Origin of the sequence: Aeromonas salmonicida, from assembly GCF_028355655.1 — a bacterium.
GTDB classification, from domain to species: Bacteria; Pseudomonadota; Gammaproteobacteria; order Enterobacterales; family Aeromonadaceae; genus Aeromonas; species Aeromonas salmonicida.
This window is the reverse complement of sequence record NZ_CP110645.1, coordinates 2,877,495-2,895,142: the sequence shown is the minus strand read 5'-3', so window position 1 is coordinate 2,895,142 and position 17,648 is coordinate 2,877,495. Positions and strand designations below refer to the sequence as shown.

At 57.6% G+C, this 17,648-nt stretch carries 14 protein-coding genes; all 14 read left to right on the top strand.

All coding sequences use genetic code 11. From position 1 onward, the window contains the following. On the top strand, window positions 1-222 hold the full coding sequence (locus ONZ54_RS13660) for a hypothetical protein (protein ID WP_271786429.1): 222 nt from the start codon (window positions 1-3) through the stop codon (window positions 220-222). A 1,475-nt stretch (window positions 223-1,697) separates the two neighbouring features. Then, window positions 1,698-3,056: a tetratricopeptide repeat protein gene (locus tag ONZ54_RS13650; RefSeq protein ID WP_271786428.1), complete on the top strand. Its 1,359-nt coding sequence runs from the start codon at window positions 1,698-1,700 to the stop codon at window positions 3,054-3,056. Between the two features lie 656 nt (window positions 3,057-3,712). Beyond that, a complete protein-coding gene (gene tssB / locus ONZ54_RS13645) occupies window positions 3,713-4,216 on the top strand; it encodes a type VI secretion system contractile sheath small subunit (protein ID WP_111588352.1) in 504 nt (167 codons plus the stop codon). A 38-nt stretch (window positions 4,217-4,254) separates the two neighbouring features. Then, window positions 4,255-5,733: a type VI secretion system contractile sheath large subunit gene (gene tssC, locus ONZ54_RS13640; protein WP_256688174.1), complete on the top strand. Its 1,479-nt coding sequence runs from the start codon at window positions 4,255-4,257 to the stop codon at window positions 5,731-5,733. A gap of 6 nt (window positions 5,734-5,739) precedes the next feature. Beyond that, entirely contained in the window at window positions 5,740-6,171 is a 432-nt protein-coding gene (gene tssE / locus ONZ54_RS13635; protein ID WP_087755878.1) for a type VI secretion system baseplate subunit TssE, read from the top strand. Window positions 6,172-6,174: 3 nt separating this feature from the next. Further along, the gene (gene tssF / locus ONZ54_RS13630) at window positions 6,175-7,941 is read left to right on the top strand and encodes a type VI secretion system baseplate subunit TssF (protein ID WP_005310691.1); all 1,767 of its coding nucleotides are present in this window, start codon (window positions 6,175-6,177) and stop codon (window positions 7,939-7,941) included. Next, the gene (gene tssG, locus ONZ54_RS13625; RefSeq protein WP_271786427.1) at window positions 7,905-8,903 is read left to right on the top strand and encodes a type VI secretion system baseplate subunit TssG; all 999 of its coding nucleotides are present in this window, start codon (window positions 7,905-7,907) and stop codon (window positions 8,901-8,903) included. The genes tssF and tssG overlap by 37 nt, the downstream gene beginning before the upstream one ends. Before the next feature lie 40 nt (window positions 8,904-8,943). Further along, window positions 8,944-10,179 (top strand): type VI secretion system-associated FHA domain protein TagH, encoded by a 1,236-nt coding sequence (tagH, locus tag ONZ54_RS13620; RefSeq protein WP_271786426.1) that lies wholly within the window; start codon window positions 8,944-8,946, stop codon window positions 10,177-10,179. Then, the gene (gene tssJ, locus ONZ54_RS13615) at window positions 10,179-10,694 is read left to right on the top strand and encodes a type VI secretion system lipoprotein TssJ (RefSeq protein ID WP_005310697.1); all 516 of its coding nucleotides are present in this window, start codon (window positions 10,179-10,181) and stop codon (window positions 10,692-10,694) included. The genes tagH and tssJ overlap by 1 nt, the downstream gene beginning before the upstream one ends. A 2-nt stretch (window positions 10,695-10,696) precedes the next feature. Beyond that, window positions 10,697-12,031 (top strand): type VI secretion system baseplate subunit TssK, encoded by a 1,335-nt coding sequence (gene tssK / locus ONZ54_RS13610; RefSeq protein ID WP_271786425.1) that lies wholly within the window; start codon window positions 10,697-10,699, stop codon window positions 12,029-12,031. A gap of 23 nt (window positions 12,032-12,054) precedes the next feature. After that, window positions 12,055-12,834 carry a type IVB secretion system protein IcmH/DotU gene (gene icmH / locus ONZ54_RS13605; RefSeq protein ID WP_059112428.1) on the top strand — a complete coding sequence of 260 codons (780 nt, stop codon included), beginning with the start codon at window positions 12,055-12,057 and terminating at the stop codon, window positions 12,832-12,834. A 21-nt stretch (window positions 12,835-12,855) separates the two neighbouring features. Then, window positions 12,856-15,498 carry a type VI secretion system ATPase TssH gene (gene tssH, locus ONZ54_RS13600; protein WP_271786424.1) on the top strand — a complete coding sequence of 881 codons (2,643 nt, stop codon included), beginning with the start codon at window positions 12,856-12,858 and terminating at the stop codon, window positions 15,496-15,498. A 2-nt stretch (window positions 15,499-15,500) separates the two neighbouring features. Beyond that, window positions 15,501-17,039, top strand: coding sequence for a sigma-54 interaction domain-containing protein (locus ONZ54_RS13595; protein ID WP_271786423.1), 1,539 nt, complete (start codon window positions 15,501-15,503; stop codon window positions 17,037-17,039). Further along, window positions 17,039-17,644, top strand: coding sequence for a type VI secretion system-associated protein VasI (gene vasI / locus ONZ54_RS13590; RefSeq protein ID WP_131730997.1), 606 nt, complete (start codon window positions 17,039-17,041; stop codon window positions 17,642-17,644). The genes ONZ54_RS13595 and vasI overlap by 1 nt, the downstream gene beginning before the upstream one ends. Window positions 17,645-17,648: the final 4 nt, after the last annotated feature.

Below are 17,648 nucleotides of genomic sequence, written 5' to 3'. Positions count from 1 at the left end.
ATGACTGAGGGTGAGTATTTTAGCGAGCAGTTAATAATTTTTATAGAAAATCATAAGGATGATTTCACAGATAGCTATGAGACTTTCATAGAGATCCTTAGGGACAAGGATAGTGGCATCCCCATTAGAGCTATTTGGGAGAGAGTTAGAAAATGCGACCCGTCAAAATATACTGATGAAGAGAAAGATCTGCTTCGTGAAGCTATGCATAATTATGGCTAAATATAATTATAACCTAAGTTATTACAGAATGTGATGATACCATTTTAGTGCAGTAGGCTCGATTAGCGCAGTGTAATCGGGCATTCACGGATAAGTATCATTATAGCCTGACTCTAGACTAGCCCTTTATTAAGAGCCGCTTACAAAACCGAGTTGATTTGAACGATGCCAATCCCCACATAGCAGGTATGACACGAAAAATCATCAGTAAGCAGCTCTGGAAATCCTTGCAGCCACTTCTGCCACCCCAACATCATTTGCCATGGGTGGCCGTCCACGCCTCGATGACTATGCCGTTCTCAACGGTATTCTGGACTCCCGTGGGAGGACTTGCTCTTGGCAAGTTCAAGGAATCTGGCAACTTAATATGGCGCTGCTGACCTGGTTACACCAAGCTTGCTACATTGACTGGAGTAGAGCGAGCCTTTATGGCGCAAGCATCGCCAGCCCCCGGTGGGCCAGGAAACAGGACACAACCCGACAGACAGAGGTAAGCTGTGCGGTAAACGGCACATAACTAAATGAAAGGGATAGATTATGAAAAATGTGCGTTTTTTGCATGGTGAGGGAGGATGGTATGTTTTTGTCGATGAAGGTGGGGATAACTATTATTTAAATGTTGATAATATGGATTTTAAAGGGGGTGAATAAAATTTATTTGATTCATTTTTTTTGTAAAAAAATAAAAATTATGTTTCGTGAGTAAGATGGGAAGGAGTTAATTGCAGAGGTTATTTCATTTAAATGAAAATTTAATGATTTGATTGTCAACGGTCGGGTATGTCCAAGGTTGATTTGTTTCCCTAATTAGCCATCGAGTTATCACTTTCCCAATACTCGCTACACTTGGGAATTTCTTACAAGATCAAAAATACTGAGGCAGACATCAAAACTGTCGGTCTATCGGACTCGTCTATCAAAAATACGGGTTACATGACACATGTGAGTGGGTGCGTGCCGTAGACCGCCTACAAGCTGTGTACCTGTCCGACGGTGGTTCCCGTCATTTCGAATATGACGCTTATAGCAAGGTGACGGTCGAACGACCTAGTAGTATGACCTGGGCCGCGAGATGCGCTATGCATATTACTCTGGGATGCATCAGGTGAGCCGCACCATATTCATTATTTCCCCAATGGTTTGGTGGCACGTAAACCGGCGTTGATGGCCGCACGACTGCTTACAGCTCAACCCCAACGGTCACTTGAGTGAGAAGGTGGAGTTTGGCAAGCCGGACACCAGGCTGGTTACCCTCTATGAGCGCGATGCCATGGAGCCCTTGCTCAATAATATCTGCCAGATGGCCGTGAAATACAGTTCAGCTGTGACCAAAACAGATCGATGATGGCGCTTGGCCACAGGCTTTTAAATATGCACATCGGTCGAAATCGGGTAGCGGCACAGCATAACGGGCAAGCCTGTAGAATGGCCATCGTCCATCAATCCATTAATTTCACTTATCGTAGATAGAAACCATGAACCATCGAATTTTATGGCTTGCACTGGCGAGCAGCTGGTTAACCGCCTGTACCACAACTACATCACTCACTGAGTCAGAGCTATCTCAAACAGCCCAACAGGGCCATGGCAAAGCCCAGTATGAACTGGCCAAGCGTTTGGCGGCCAAGCCTGATTATCCCGAGGCGATGCGCTGGATGAAGCAGGCGGCGCAGCAATCTGGCCCCTTGGCGGCGGATAGCGATATTCGGGGTGAAGCGGCGTTGCAGGTGGGTCGCTGGTATCAGTCCGGCCTGGGTGAGCCGAAGAGCCTAACGTTGGCCAATGACTGGTGGCAACGTGCGGCCAAACTGGGTAATCGTGAGGCCAGTTATCAGCTGGGAATGGATTGCCAGCTCCACCATAAAGGCAAATTGGTCAGCGAGTGTCTCGACTGGTTCGAACAGGCGGCCAAACAGGATCATGCCCAAGCGCAACTGATCCTGGGGCAGTGGTATGCCAAGCAGTCAGGTGCCGATACAGAGGCCATCAAATGGCTGGAAAAAGCGGCCGAGCAGGGCAATCGTGACGCTCAGTACCAACTCGGGCTGCGTTACGAGCAGGGGAAGGGGGTAAACAAGCGATCCGATATTGCCCAGCGCTGGTTTGAGAAGGCTGCCGCCCAGCAGCAACCGGACGCCTTGCTGGTGCTTGCTCGCCAGGCAAGTTCGGCAGAGGCATTTACTGCCTATCAGCGTGCTGCTAACGCGGGTTCTGCGCCTGCCCAGTTGTGGTTGGGATTGGCCTATCAGGCCGGCGATCTGGTAGCTCAGGATCTTGCGCTGGGTCGATATTGGCTGGAGCTGGCGGCTGGTCGTGGTTCCCATGAGGCTGAATATCAGTTGAGCTTGCTGCAGACCGATGTTGTTTCACGTGAGCATTGGTTGACGCTGGCGGCCCAGGGAGGGTTCAGTCAGGCACAAGTTGCATTGGCGGAGCTGCAACAAGAACGGGGGGAGCTGGCCTCAGCCCGTCAGAGTTTTGCGCAGGCAGCCCAACAAGGCAATGTCGATGCCCGGTACGCTTATGCCGAGATGCTGCGACTGGGGTTGGGCGGCAAGGAGGATTACAGTCAGGCACTGCAGCAGTATCGACTGGCAGCCAATGCCAATCACAGAAACGCGCAATATCGTATGGGGATAATGCGTGAGCAAGGGTGGGGAGCACCACGTAACAGATTGCATGCTTATGCATGGTACTTGCTTGCTGCAACGGATGGTAATAGTGATGCAACCAAGGCGCGCGATGAGCTGGAAAAGGGGATGACAGAAAAAGAGAAGAGTACCGGTCAGAAACTGGCGCAGCACTGGTTCGTTAAGTTGAAAGGCGCGATTTAATCGAATGAATTTTTTATTAAAAGCGTTGTAAATCATATGCCTGTCATCTGGGGGTTGAGTGTCACCTCTTATTATATTCATTTTGTTTTAACGTATCTTTTTACCCTTCCATTGGTAATTCCTGTGTCAGATGAGTTTTAAAATGAGTGAATGAACATATGTGACAAGGGTTGACGCAGCAACAGGTGCTTGGCGTCAATACCTGTCGCGTCGTCATTGCTTTATTGGATGTTCTTTTATAATAGTCATCTCGAATATCTTTTGTTTCATCTTGCATATAGGTTTTAATATTTTTTGTTTTTTTCAGTGGTAGTTCGTAAGTATTTGTTTTTTAACGTAAATATTTTATTTTAATCATGTCTTATTGACGTTGCTGAATGGATGAATATACCATTCTCCGCAATTGGCACTTTAAGCCAACATGACCTCTGACAAAGAGCAGAGGCATAATCGGGTTGTATAGATAACAAGGTGTATATTGTGTTTTTGATTATTAGAGTCTCTGCTCTTTTTGTATCAAAAACATATCAGTCGGCCTATGGAGTCGCGTGTCGCTATTCAGCAACACAGTCAACTGTCATTTTTGACAGTTGTTGGTTAATCCATCGGCTATAAGCTTTTGGGTCTTGGCAGATCCACAACTTGGTATTTAGAGCATGGGAAAGAGTATCGATGGCGCCACTGTTGCGCCCAAAGAACGCATCAATATCAAATATGTGCCGGCAACCGGTGGGCAGCAGGGAGAAGTTGAACTTCCGCTGACCATGATGGTGGTAGGCAATATGAAAGGCCGTACCGAAGAAACCCCTATCGAGGAGCGTCAGACCGTCTCCATCGACAAGAACAACTTTTCTTCCGTCATGAAAGAATCTGCACTGGAACTGAATTTTTACGTTCCCAACCGCCTGGAGGAGAACAGCCAGGAGGAGATGCCGGTTTCGATCAAGATCCAGTCACTGGATGACTTCACCCCTGACAGCGTGGCCCAGCAGGTACCCGAACTGCGCAAGCTGCTGGAACTGCGTGAGGCGCTGGTTGCCCTGAAGGGACCGCTGGGAAACATTCCCTCCTTCCGCAATCGTTTGCAGGACCTGCTGTCCAGTGATGAAGCTCGTGAGCAACTGCTCAAGGAGCTGGATTTGATTAAGCCTGCCGAGTGATCGGTAGGTTGGATTGATTGACGAGAAAGGAAAACAACATGTCTTTGGTCGAAGAACAGGTTCAAGCGGGGGCCAATACCGCCTCCCCGTCCTTGCTGGACGAAATCATGGCGCAGGCCCGTATCAGCCCGGTTGATGAGGGTTACAGTGTTGCCAAACAAGGCGTTGCCGCCTTGATCGCCAATATTCTTGATAACGGTACCACCAGCGATCCTGTCAACAAGGCGTTGGTAGACAGCATGATTGTCGAACTCGACAAGAAGCTGAGCAAACAGATGGACGTCATCCTGCACGCCAAAGAATTGCAGGAGATGGAATCTTCCTGGCGTTCACTCAAGCTGCTGGTGGATCGCACTGATTTTCGTGAAAACATCAAGATCCAGGTACTGCATGCGACCAAGGAAGAGTTGCTGGAAGATTTCGAGTTCTCCCCCGAGATCACCCAGTCCGGCCTCTACAAGCATGTTTATTCCAGTGGTTATGGCCAGTTCGGTGGCCAGCCCGTCGGTGCCGTGATAGGTGATTATGCTTTCACCCACAGCTCACCCGACATCAAGTTGATGCAGTATGTCAGTGCCGTTGGCGCCATGGCGCATGCCCCCTTTATCTCCTCGGTAGCACCCGCCTTCTTTGGGGTCGACAACTTCACGGACTTGTCCTCCATCAAGGATCTCAAGTCTGTTTTCGAAGGCCCGTCCTACACCAAGTGGCGCGCACTGCGCGAATCGGAAGATGCTCGCTATCTGGGGCTGACCGCACCGCGTTTTCTGGCGCGTCTGCCGTACGATCCGACCGAGAATCCCATCAAGGGTTTCAACTATCAGGAAGACATCAGCTCGGATCACGACCACTACCTGTGGGGCAATACCGCGTATCTGATGGGCACCTCCCTGACCGACAGCTTTGCCAAGTATCGCTGGTGTCCGAACATTATCGGTCCGCAGAGCGGTGGTGCCATCCACGATCTGCCGGTACATGTCTACGAGGCCATGGGTCAGCTGCAAGCCAAGATCCCGACCGAAGTGCTCATCACCGATCGTCGCGAATATGAGCTGTCAGAAGAGGGTTTCATCACCCTGACCATGCGTAAAGACAGCGACAATGCAGCCTTCTTCTCCGCCAACTCGGTTCAAAAACCCAAGGTGTTCCCCAATACCAAGGAAGGCCGGGAAGCTGAGACCAACTACAAGCTGGGTACCCAGCTGCCCTACATGTTCATCATCAACCGCCTAGCGCACTACATCAAAGTGCTGCAGCGCGAGCAGATCGGCTCCTGGAAGGAGCGTCAGGATCTGGAGCGTGAACTGAACGGCTGGATCAAGCAGTTCGTCGCGGATCAGGAAAACCCGCCGGCAGAGGTGCGCAGCCGTCGCCCATTGCGTGCCGCCCAGATCAAGGTGCTGGACGTGGAAGGGGAGCCGGGTTGGTACCAGGTTGCCATGGCTGTGCGTCCGCACTTCAAGTACATGGGAGCCAGCTTCGAGCTGTCTCTGGTAGGTCGACTGGACAAGGAATAATGCCCGATGCCGTATCTCTCTTCCTGGGATAGAGGAAATGCGGCCAGTCTGTTTGATCGTATCCGGGGGGAGGGGCTGAGCTCTTCCCCCCGCACGGAGTCTGAGGAACTGATCGCATCTGTCAAACGGCAGCTCGAACAGGTTCTCAATACTCGTCCCGGCAATTGCCGCAGCGCGCCCGATCTGGGTGTCATTGATCTCAATGACGCTACTCAGGGCAGTGCGGATATCAAGGGGCGGATCCGTGAGGCGATCCGGCAGTGCATCCGTCGTTATGAACCTCGGATCATTCATGTGGATGTAAGGTCACCCGACTATCAGGCGAGTCCGCTTGAGATGTCGTTTCAGGTGACGGCCCACGTGAGGCTGGAGCATATCGAGCAGGTCACCTCGTTCAACGTCCATATGGACAGTCACCGTCACTACCGCATGGTCTGATCAATGTCGCTGGAACATTACTTCAGGGATGAATTGGCTTTTTTGCGCCTGCAAGGGCGCGAATTTGCCGATACCTATCCCGAGCTCACCCGTTTCCTGTCGGAGCAAAATACCGATCCGGATGTGGAGCGCCTGCTGGAAGGCTTCGCGTTTCTCACCGGCAATTTGCGCGCCAAGATCGAGGATGAGTTTCCCGAGCTGACCCATGGTCTGCTCAATATGCTCTGGCCCAACTATCTGCGTCCCGTACCCAGCATGACCATAATGCAGTTTTCGGTTATTCCGGGGGCCATCGCTCAACCGGCGCTGGTCAAGCAGGGGTGTCAGCTCGACAGCCTGCCCATCGACGAGGTGACCTGTCACTTTCAGACCTGTCACGATGCCTGGGTCTATCCGGCAGATATCCGCCATATCTCGGCGCAAAGTGGTAACGATCTCTCCACCATCTCGCTGGATATTGCCCTGCATGCTCCCTTGCCGCTCTGCGAGTTGCAGCTGGACAAGCTGCGTTTCTTCCTCGGTGGCGACAGCTATACCGCCTATGAGCTCTATTTCTGGCTCGCCAACCAGCTCTCCCATATCGAGCTGGAGATCGATGGCAAGCGCTTTCGCCAGGAGGCCAAGGCCCTGAAATCGGTCGGTTTCGAGCGCGACGACGCGCTCCTGCCTTATCCGAACAATGTCTATTCCGGCTACCGGATCTTGCAGGAGTATTTCTGCTTCCCGGAAAGCTTCCTCTTCTTTGAACTCAGCGGCGGCGACTGGCCGAAACAACCCTTGCCGGTGAGCGAATTCAAGCTCCATTTCTGTTTCGACAGGCCCTTGCCTGCGGAGCTCAAGATCCGGCCCGACTCCTTCATGCTCAACTGTGTGCCGGCCATCAACCTGTTCCAGCACGACAGTGAGCCGGTCAACCTCAATGGCCGTCAGGCGGAATATCCCCTCAAGGCGAGTTATCGCCATGCGGACAGTTTCGAAATTTTCTCGGTGGATCAAGTCGAGGGCTGGGTGGAAGGCAACCTGGGACGCTCCCGCGGTACGCCGCGTATCTACCAGCCGTTTGAAAGTTTTCAGCACCAGATCGAACGGGCCAAGCACAGGTTGGCACTCTATTACCGGGTGCGGGTCAAAGAGTCGGTCAGCGGGGATGGCTTCGAGCACAACCTCTCGTTTGTACGCGGGGATGAGACCACCACGGTCGAGCTGGACGAATCCATTTCGGTCACGCTCACCTGCACCAACCGCTCCCGAGCTGCCCGTCTCAAGGCTGGCAGCATTTGTGTGCCCACCGGCAGCTCGCCTTCCTTTGCCACCTTTCGCAATCTGATCCGGCCGACCCGGCCGCTGCGTCCGGCGCTGGATGGCAGTCTGCACTGGACCCTCATCTCCAATCTGTCGCTCAACTATGTCTCTCTGCTGCGTCGGGATGCCCTGGTGCAAGTGCTGCGCACCTATGACTTCCCCGCACTCCATGACAAGCAGGCAGAACAGGCATCGCGCAAGCGACTGGCGGGGATTGAGGAGATCGAGACCAAACCGGTGGACAGGCTGGTGCGCGGCATGCCGGTGCGGGGGCTCAAGTCGGTACTCTCCATTCGCCAATCCGCCTTTGGCAGCGAAGGGGAGCTTTATCTCTTCAGCACCGTGCTGGCTCACTTTTTCTCCCTGTATGCCAGCGTCAATGCTTTCCACCTGCTGGAGGTGGTCAATCTCGACAACAAGGAGCGCTATCAATGGCCAGTCCAGATCGGTCAGCACTCCCTGATGTGACCTCCACCAGGGACGCGCCCCGTTTCAATTTCTTCCAGCTGGTTGAACTGCTCAACCGGCTGGACGGTGCCGATCAGGAGCGCGGCCTCGACCATTTGCCGAGTGACGAAAATATCCGCTTCAAGGCGACCGCGTCTCTGGGTTTTCCCACCAGCGATGTATTGCAGGTGGGGCGTGATGGCAAGGGTCGCCATGAGCTTGAAGTGGCGTTTCTCGGCTTGCACGGCAGCCAGTCACCCATGCCCGGTTATTACCTGGATTCGTTGGCGTGGGAGTACGCGCAAGGGGAGCAGAAGCTCGGGTTGTTTCTGGACTTCTTTCACAACCGCCTGCTGACGCTGCTGCACAGGATCTGGCGCAAGTATCGCTATCACGTGCGCTTTCAGGACAACGGCGAGGATGGTTTCTCCAGCCTGATGTTTGCCCTGGTGGGGCTGGGCAATGAGGCCGTCTGCCAGAGCCTGCCGGTCAATCGCGCCAAGATGCTCTCTTATGCAGGCATGTTGGCCAGCCCCAGCCGCTCGCCCGAGGTGGTGGCCGGTCTGGTGGCGCACTGTTTCGATCTGGCGGATGTGGAAGTGAGTGCCTGGCAGTGGCGCAAGGTACCCATCCATCAGGATCAGCAAAACCGGCTGGGCGGAGCTTGCGCCACGTTGGGCGGCGACTTCGTCATCGGTGACAAGGTGAACGATTGTGCGGGCAAGTTTTTATTGAAGATCAATGACCTGAGTTTTGGCCAGTTTCTCGGTTTTCTCCCGAACGGGGAACACTTCCATGCGCTGGTGACCTTTGTCTCCTTCATCCTGCGCGACCAATTGGCCTGGGATCTGCGACTCGGCTTTGGCCAGGAGCAGGCCAGGGGGTTGCGATTGGGGGAGGAGCAGAGTGCGCGCCTGGGGTGGAGTACCTTTCTCGGCCAACCGCCGAGCGACCCGTTTGTGACTATCTGTGTACAGGAATAAACGCAGGAAATTCGGTGTAGGAATCAGTGCAGGAGTGAATGTGGACGATTTTAATCAGCAACTTTCCCTGGTGGTGCTCAACAGCGAACAGCTCGATGGCAGCCAGCAGGTGCAGTACCGCTTCGACGAGATGGGGGGCACTCTGGGTGCCTCAGAGCAGGATGATTGGCAACTGCGTGACAGGTTGGGCTCGGTCATGCCAGCCCACGCCCGGATCGAGTTGAACGATGGCCGTTTCTGCCTGTGCGATCTGAGCGGTCAGACCTACATCAACGGCGCGACCTCGCCCATAGGGCGGGCCCGCAAGGTACACCTTGAGCAGGGTGACGAACTGATCGTCGGTCCGTTCCGGATGCGCGCCTATCTGGGGGCAATTTCCCCCGAGCAGAACCTGCACCAGGTGCTGGGCAACCGGCCCTCCGAGCAGCTCGATGAGTGGCTTGCCGGGGAGGAGACCGGTCAAGCCATGGAGGATCCACACGCCCTCGCAGTCGACCCCTTGCTGGCACTGCAACATGAACGCTCGGTGCTGACCCCGCTGGTGGATCCTCGCCAGCCGTCACCACTGCGTTCACAACCGGATATGGATGCCGTATCCCTTGCCCCTTTTTCTGCTGTCGAGAACACCATGAACCAAGAATTTCTGGATATGCCCACCATAGAGAATCACCCCGATTACCACCCTCCGCTGGAGGGGGTGGACCACGTGGCGCTGACCCCCTTGATGCGCGGCCTGGGTCAGTCCCTGCAGTTGCAGGATACCCAGCAGGCTCACGACATGCTCGAAGAGATGGGCAAAACGGTGCGCGCCATGGTGGAAGGACTGCTGCAGTTGCAAACCGATCAGGCGGCGCTGGCAGACAAGCACCTGCGTCCCATTGAAGACAACCCGCTGCGCCTTGGCCTCGACTATGACGAGACCCTGGCGGTGATGTTTGCCGAGCAGAAGAGTCCGGTGCACCTGACGGCGCCTGCGGCCGTGGCCGAGAGCCTGCGCAATGTGCGCATTCATCATGTGGCGAACCAGCAGGCTATTGGCGCGGCGCTGGACAGCATATTGCAAGCCTTCTCGCCAGAGGCACTGATTGGCCGTTTCGAGCACTACCGCCGTACCGGCGCCCCCGGTGTAGCCGACGAAGGCTGGGCCTGGAACATGTACCAGCACTACTACCGCGAGCTCACTTCTGCCCGTCAGCAGGGGTTCGACAAGCTGTTCCATCAGGTCTATGCCCAGGCATACGACCAGGCCGTGCGTCAGCAACAGGGACTGATTTGATGATACGTGCGCTGATGCTGGGGGCCTGTCTGCTGGCCCTGGCAGGCTGTACCACCATGGGCAAGATGGCCGATGTGGCCATGGACCCGGATATCCAGGTGGGCAGCAATGATGAACAAGCCACCACCCTGGGGCTGAGCCTGCTGGCCGAGCGGGATGTCAATCCCAACGAGAGCGGGGAGGCGGCACCCATCGAGTTCCAGGTGGTGTTGCTGGCCGAAGACTCCAAGCTGCTTGCCACTGATTACGACCAGGTGACCGAGGATGTGGAGAAGGCCCTTGGCAAGAACTACCTGGATCATCAGGACTACACACTGCTGCCGGGCCAGTTCAAGTATCTGCCGCCCATCAAGCTCGATGAGAAGACCCGCTACATCGGCGTGATTGCCCGTTATGCCGATCCGGACAGCGCCGAGTGGCGCAAGGTCATCAAGGTGAAGAGCATGGGGCGAGCCTATCAAATCCTGGTTCATCTGCGTCTGGATGAAGTAGAACTGCAAAAAGAAGAAGAATAACCATGTCGAGTCGAAATCGGGTTATCTGGCGTGAGGGGCTCTTCATCAAGCCCCAGCACTTCCAGCAACAACAAAGACATTCAGAGTATGCGCTGCACGCCAGACTGAGTGCGCTCAGCGACTATTTCTATGGCTTGCAGTCGCTGGCCATCAACGAGGACTACCTGGGGTTTGGCCGTATCGCCCTGGTAGGTGCCACCGGCATACTGCCCGATGGCACCGTCTTCAATATTCCCAATGACGATGTGCTGCCGGCGCCCCTGGAAATTACCGACGCCTCGGTCGCCAACCAGAAGGTTTACCTGGCATTGCCGCTCTCGGTGAACGGGGTCAACGAAGTCAATCAGGGCGGCCAGGTCGCGACCCGCTTGCAGGCCCATCGCCACGATGTGCGCGATCTGCACAGCGAAGGGGGGGATGTTGTCTCCCTGGAAGTGGGGCGAGTCAGCCTGCGGCTGATGCTGGAGCGCGAAGATCGCAGCGCCTATGCCTCGCTCGCCATCGCCCGCATTCTGGACAAGCGTCCGGACGGTGGTCTGGTGCTGGATCCCAACTTCATGCCCTGCAGCATCAGCGTCTCCGCCATCCCGACCCTCAAGCGCTTCCTCGGCGAGTCGGCTGGCCTCGTGGCCGAGCGGGCTCGCAGCCTCTCCCAGCGTATCGCCGCGCCGGGTCAGCAGGGAGTCGCCGATGTGGCCGAGTTCATGATGTTGCAACTGCTCAACCGCGCTCAGCCCCAGCTTTCCCATCTGGCGCGTCTTGGCACCCTGCATCCGGAACGGTTGCACGAGGCCCTGGTGCAGATCTGTGGCGAGCTGATGACCTTCACCGATGAGTCCCGTCTGCCACCCGAGTTTGCCGCCTATCGTCACGACGATCAGCAGGTGAGTTTCGAGCCTGTGATGCTGGCTCTGCGTCAGGCGCTGAGCACAGTGCTGTCGCCACGTGCCGTCTCCATCCAGCTGCGCAAGCACCAGTACGGCGTCATGGTGGCCATGATCAACGAGAGCGAGCTGATGCAAAGCGCCGACTTCGTGCTGGCGGTGCGCGCCCGCATGCCCCAGGAGCAGCTGCGCAAGCAACTGCTGCAGCAGACCAAGGTTGCCTCCAGCGACAAGATCCGCGAGCTCATCAGCCTGCAGCTGCCCGGCATTCCGTTGTTGCCGCTGCCGGTGGCGCCGCGCCAGCTGCCCTATCACGCCGGTTACAGCTACTTCCAGCTCGATCGGCAAAGCCCGGCCTGGCAGATGCTGGCGGTCAGCAACACGCTCGCCTTCCACATCGCCGGTGATTTCCCCGAGCTCGACATGCAGCTCTGGGCCATTCGCAGCCAGTGATCGCATCAAGGAAACAAGCAGAGATGACCACGGACATTATCAAGAACGAGCAACTCAGCGATCTGCTGTTCGATCATGCCGAGCAGCTGGACATGGACTCGGACTACTGGTTCCGCCTGCGCGGCCAGAGCATCAACCCCATGATTGATGCGGTGACCCCCTTGCTGGGGCTGGTGCAGCGGGTGCGCCTGCTGTCGCGCTACGACCGGGTGCCCGAGCTGTACCAGCGGGTGGTGACCGAGATCCAGGCCATAGAGCAGGAGCTGATGGCCCAGGGCTACGAGAACGGTGTGGTGTTGTCGTTTCGCTACATCCTCTGCACTTTCATCGACGAGGCCGTCATGGGTCGCGACTGGGGTAGCCAGAGCGAATGGTCGGAACACTCCTTGCTGACCCGTTTCCACAACGAGACCTGGGGCGGGGAGAAGGTGTTCGTGCTGCTCGCCCGTCTGCAGGAAGACCCGGTGCGTTATCGCGACATCCTGGAGTTCATCTATCTGTGCCTGTGTCTCGGTTTCGAGGGACGCTACAAGGTGATGAGCAAGGGGCGGGATGAGTTCGAGCGCATCGTCAAACAGTTGCACAAGCAGCTGGCCCCCGAGACAAGCGGTGAAGCCCCCAGCGTCTTTCACCTCGATCTCGGTCGTCAGGCTTCCCGTTACAGACTGCGCAAGCAGATTTCCCTGCGCAGCCTGTTCATGGGGGGCACGCTGATCCTGGCCATTATCTTTGGCCTCTATCATCACCAACTCAATAACCAGACCCAGGACGTACTGCGTCAACTGGGCGAATTATTAAAATAATTATTCTGAGGAGAGCACGCCTTGATTCGTATAGAGCTACCCGTACTGGTGGAAAGACTCAACCCCATCTGTCGTCACATGCTGGAGGAGGCTGCGGCCCTCTGCGTCAACCATCAGGGGGCGGAGATCCGCATCGAGCACCTGCTGCTCAAAATGCTGGAGACACCACTCAGTGATGTGCGCCAGATCCTCAAGCGGGCCGACGTCGGGGTCGACGAGCTCAAAACCCTGCTTCAGCCTGCCGGTGCAGACAGTGGTTATGCCCAGGGTTACCCCTCCTTCTCGCCGCTCCTGGTGGAGTGGTTGCAAGACAGCTGGCTGCTGGCTTCCGCCGAGCTGCAGCACGCCCAATTGCGCAGCGGCGTCATGCTGCTGGTGCTCTTGATGACTCCCCAGCGTTACCTGCCAGGCTCTGTGACCCGGCTGCTGGCCAACGTCAACCGCGAGCTGCTGCGCCAGCAGTTTGACGAGTGGGTGAAAGAGTCCGCCGAGACCCAAGTTACTGTTTCTACAAACGGCACCTCAACTCAGGCCGCCCTGCCAGCCGATGCCAGCCTGCTGGCCCGCTTTACTATCAACGTGACCGAGCAGGCACGCCAGGGCCGTCTGGACCCAGTTTTGTGTCGGGATCACGAAATCGATCTCATGATCGACATCCTGTCGCGGCGCCGCAAGAACAACCCCATCGTCGTGGGGGAGGCCGGTGTCGGCAAGAGCGCACTCATAGAGGGATTGGCGCTGCGCATCGTGGCGGATCAGGTGCCTGAAAAATTGCGCGAGGTGGAGCTGATGACGCTCGACCTTGGTGCCATGCAGGCCGGTGCGTCGGTCAAGGGGGAGTTCGAGAAGCGCTTCAAGGGGGTAATGCAGGAGGTCAAGGATTCGGTGCGTCCTATCATCCTCTTTATCGATGAGGCCCACACCCTGATCGGGGCTGGCAATCAGGCCGGTGGGCTGGATGTCTCCAACCTGATCAAGCCGGCGCTGGCCCGGGGCGAGCTGCGTACCATAGCCGCCACCACCTGGGGTGAGTACAAGAAATACGTGGAGAAAGATGCCGCCCTCTCGCGCCGCTTCCAGCTGGTGAAGGTGGGCGAGCCCAATGCCGATGAGGCTACCGTGATCCTGCGCGGCCTGCGCAGCATCTACGAGAAGGCCCATGGTGTGCTGATCGACGAAGAGGCGCTGCAAGCCGCTGCCCAGCTTTCCGCCCGTTATATTTCAGGTCGCCAGTTGCCGGACAAGGCGATCGACGTGCTCGATACCGCCTGTGCCCGGGTGGCCATCAACCTGACTACGCCGCCGCGTGCCGTCAGTCATTTGCAAAACGCGTTGCGTCAGCGTGAGCTGGAGATCCGCCAGCTGGAGCGCCAGAGCCTGATCGGGCTGGGTGACAACACAGAGCGACTGGCCGAGCTGCAGTCTGCCCAACAGACCAGCCGTGATGCCCTGCGCGAGCAGGAAGCCAAGTGGCAACAACAACAGGGGCTGGTGCATAAGATTGTCGAGCTGCGCGCCGCCCTGCTCGCCGATCAGCAGGATGAGATGCTGACCAGAGAGGCGCTGGATCTCGCTGATGCGCCTCTGGATCCGCAAGCGGCCGCCGAGCAGCTGGCCGGGCTTGAGCGCGAGCTGGCCGAGCTGCAACAGGGTGAGGTGCTGGTCTCGGCCCATGTCGACAAAACCCAGGTGGCGGCCGTGATCGCCGAGTGGACCGGAGTGCCGCTTAATCGCATCTCGCAAGGGGAGCTGGACGTGGTGACCCGTCTGCCGGAGTACTTGGGCGAGCTTATCAAGGGGCAGGATGTGGCGGTGGCCCATCTGCACAAGCACCTGCTCACGGCCCGCGCCGACTTGCGCCGCCCGGGCCGTCCGCTGGGAGCCTTCCTGCTGGTGGGACCGAGCGGAGTCGGCAAGACCGAAACCGTGCTGCAGATTGCCGAGCTGATGTTTGGCGGTCGCCAGTATCTGACCACCATCAACATGTCCGAGTACCAGGAAAAACACACTGTCTCCCGCCTCATTGGTTCACCTCCCGGCTATGTCGGCTTTGGCGAAGGGGGCGTGCTGACCGAGGCCATTCGTCAGAAGCCCTATTCGGTGGTGCTGCTGGACGAGGTGGAAAAAGCCCATCCGGACGTGCTCAACCTCTTCTATCAAGCGTTTGACAAAGGCGAGCTGGCCGACGGGGAAGGGCGCATCATCGACTGCAAGAACGTGGTCTTCTTCCTCACCTCCAACCTCGGCTTCCAGACCATAGTCGATTACGCCGAGCAGCCCGACGAGCTGCTCAATGCGCTGTATCCGGAGCTGGCCGCCTTCTTCAAGCCGGCCCTGCTGGCACGGATGGAAGTGATCCCCTATCTGCCGCTGGGTCACGATACGCTGGTGCAGATCGTGGGTGGCAAACTCAACCGACTGGTCAAGCTGCTCAAGGAGCGTTTCGGTGCCGAGGTGGTGCTGGAGGACGAGGTGGCTGAGGAGATACTGCGCCGCGCCAATCGCAGCGAGAACGGGGCCCGCATGCTGGAATCCGTCATCGACGGTGCCCTGCTGCCGCCAGTCTCCCTGCAACTGCTGCAGCGTCTCTCGGCCGGTGAGCCCATCAAGCGGGTGCGTTTCTCTGTGAGCGAGCGCCAGTTCGTGGCCGAGGTGGAGGGCTGAACATGGAACAAGCCCTCGCATTTGCCCTCGCCTTGACCCAGCAGCGCGATGAGCAGCACCTGTGCCACTGGTGGACCTCGACCCTCAATGCCAGCTTTCAGCCCAAGGGGATACTGCTGGGCATGCTGGATGTGAGCGGGCGCCAGCTCGAATGCAGCGGTTGGGTCAAGGGGCAGGCGGTGTCGCTGGCGCTGGCGGTGGATGATTTTTCACATCCGCTCGCCTATGTGCTGCACAAGGCCCAGTCCCGTACCTGGGACTCCCTGCACGGCGGCGCCCGCATCGAGCACGTCGCGTTTCGTACCTTGCTTGCCAATCTGGGCCAGCAGTGCGGCCTGCATGCCTTTCCCCTCAATGATGGCAATGGCAAGCCGTTCGCCGTGCTGGCCATGATGGACAGCGGCGATGTGTTGCAAGAGTGGGCGGCCCGCCCCGAGCTGGCCCAGTTGTCACAGGTGTTCTGCAACCAGCTCACCCTTATCCGCGATCTGGGGCTTAGCCGCCGGGATCAAAGCGTGCTGCGCGACTCCTTGCGCCAGATGAAGGGGGAGGGAGAGCGCCAGCGCCAGCATGAGAAGCTGCTGGGCGATCAGTTGATCGGCCAGTCGGCGGTGATCCGCGGGCTGCGCGAGCAGATAAGCCTGGCGGGCCGACACAAACTGACCGTGCTCATTCAAGGGGAGACAGGCAGTGGCAAGGAGGTGGTCGCCCGGCTGGTGCACCAGTGCTCGGATCGCGCCGCCAAACCGTTCGTGGCCATCAACTGCGCCGCCATTCCGGAGAACCTCATCGAGAGCGAGCTGTTCGGTTACCAGAAGGGGGCCTTCTCCGGCGCGCTGTCCAACAAGACAGGGTTGGTGGCCCAGGCCAATGGCGGCACCCTGTTTCTGGATGAAGTGGGCGACATGCCCGCCGCCATGCAGGCCAAGCTGCTGCGGGTGCTTGAGACTCGCAGTTACCGGCCGCTCGGGGCCGAGCAGGAGTGCCACTCCGATTTTCGCCTCATCGCCGCGACCCATCAGCCGCTCACCCGGCATGTGGAGGAGGGGCAGTTCCGGGCCGATCTCTATCACCGCCTCTGCCAGTGTCTGCTGCTCATCGCCCCCCTGCGGGAACACATGGATGACATCCCCCTGCTGTGCCAGCACTTCATGGCCCAGTTTGCCGCCCAGGATGGCAAGACCCTGGCGGGGCTGCAGCGCAAGTTCTTGAAGCAACTGCAAAGTTATGACTTTCCCGGCAATGTGCGCGAGCTGCGCAATCTGCTGGAGGTCGCCTGCGCCCACACCCGTCACGGGGAAGAGGTGGTACTGGAGGCGCTGCCCCCCGAGCTGCGCGAGCGAGTCTGCGTCGAGTTGCCCGGGTCGCTGGATGATTACAACCACATTCGGGATCTGCGCCGGGCCATGCAGCAGTACGAGGCTTCCGTCATCGAGGCGCGTCTGCGCTACTTCCAGGGCAATCGCATGCTGGTGGCCGAGAGCCTGAATATTCCCAAGCGCACCCTGGATCACAAGTGCCAGAAACTGGAGGTGAACTGATGAGCGCCCTTGGCCTTTTGCCCCTGTTGCTGGCGACCGGCAGCGCATTACCCCCACAAGACATGGCCAGTTTGCAGGCGTGTCGCCGCGAGCCATCGCCGCTGATCCGGCTGGCCTGCTATGACGCCATCGGCAATGGCCTCGCCCAGACGAGCGAGGGCGGTGCCTCCAAGTCTGCCGCCTGGCAGGCCATCTGGGCACAGGAGCAGGCCCGCACGCCTGAGAGTGCTACCTTCCTGCTGCAAAGCGATGCGGGGCGTGGCAGCGAAACCCTCACTCGCCCAGCCTTGCGCGGGGCGACCCTGGCCATAGGCTGTGTCGACAGCATTACCCATATCCGGTTAAGGCTTGATGCCCCCTGGGTTGGTGAGCGGGTACAGATTGAACTGGATGGCCAGCCCAGCCGCAACGCCCAGAGCTGGTTTATCCGGGATCAGGGCCTGCTGCTGGAATATGGCCGCGGCTTGCCCGCCATCGAGGAGCTCAAGCGCTGGATAGGTCATCGCGAGCTGCAGGTGAAGGCCGACAACGGCGCCTTGCTCCGGGTCGATCTCAGCGGTTTGAAAGAGGCGCTGCAGCCCCTGCGCCAACAGTGTCGCTGGTAGGGGG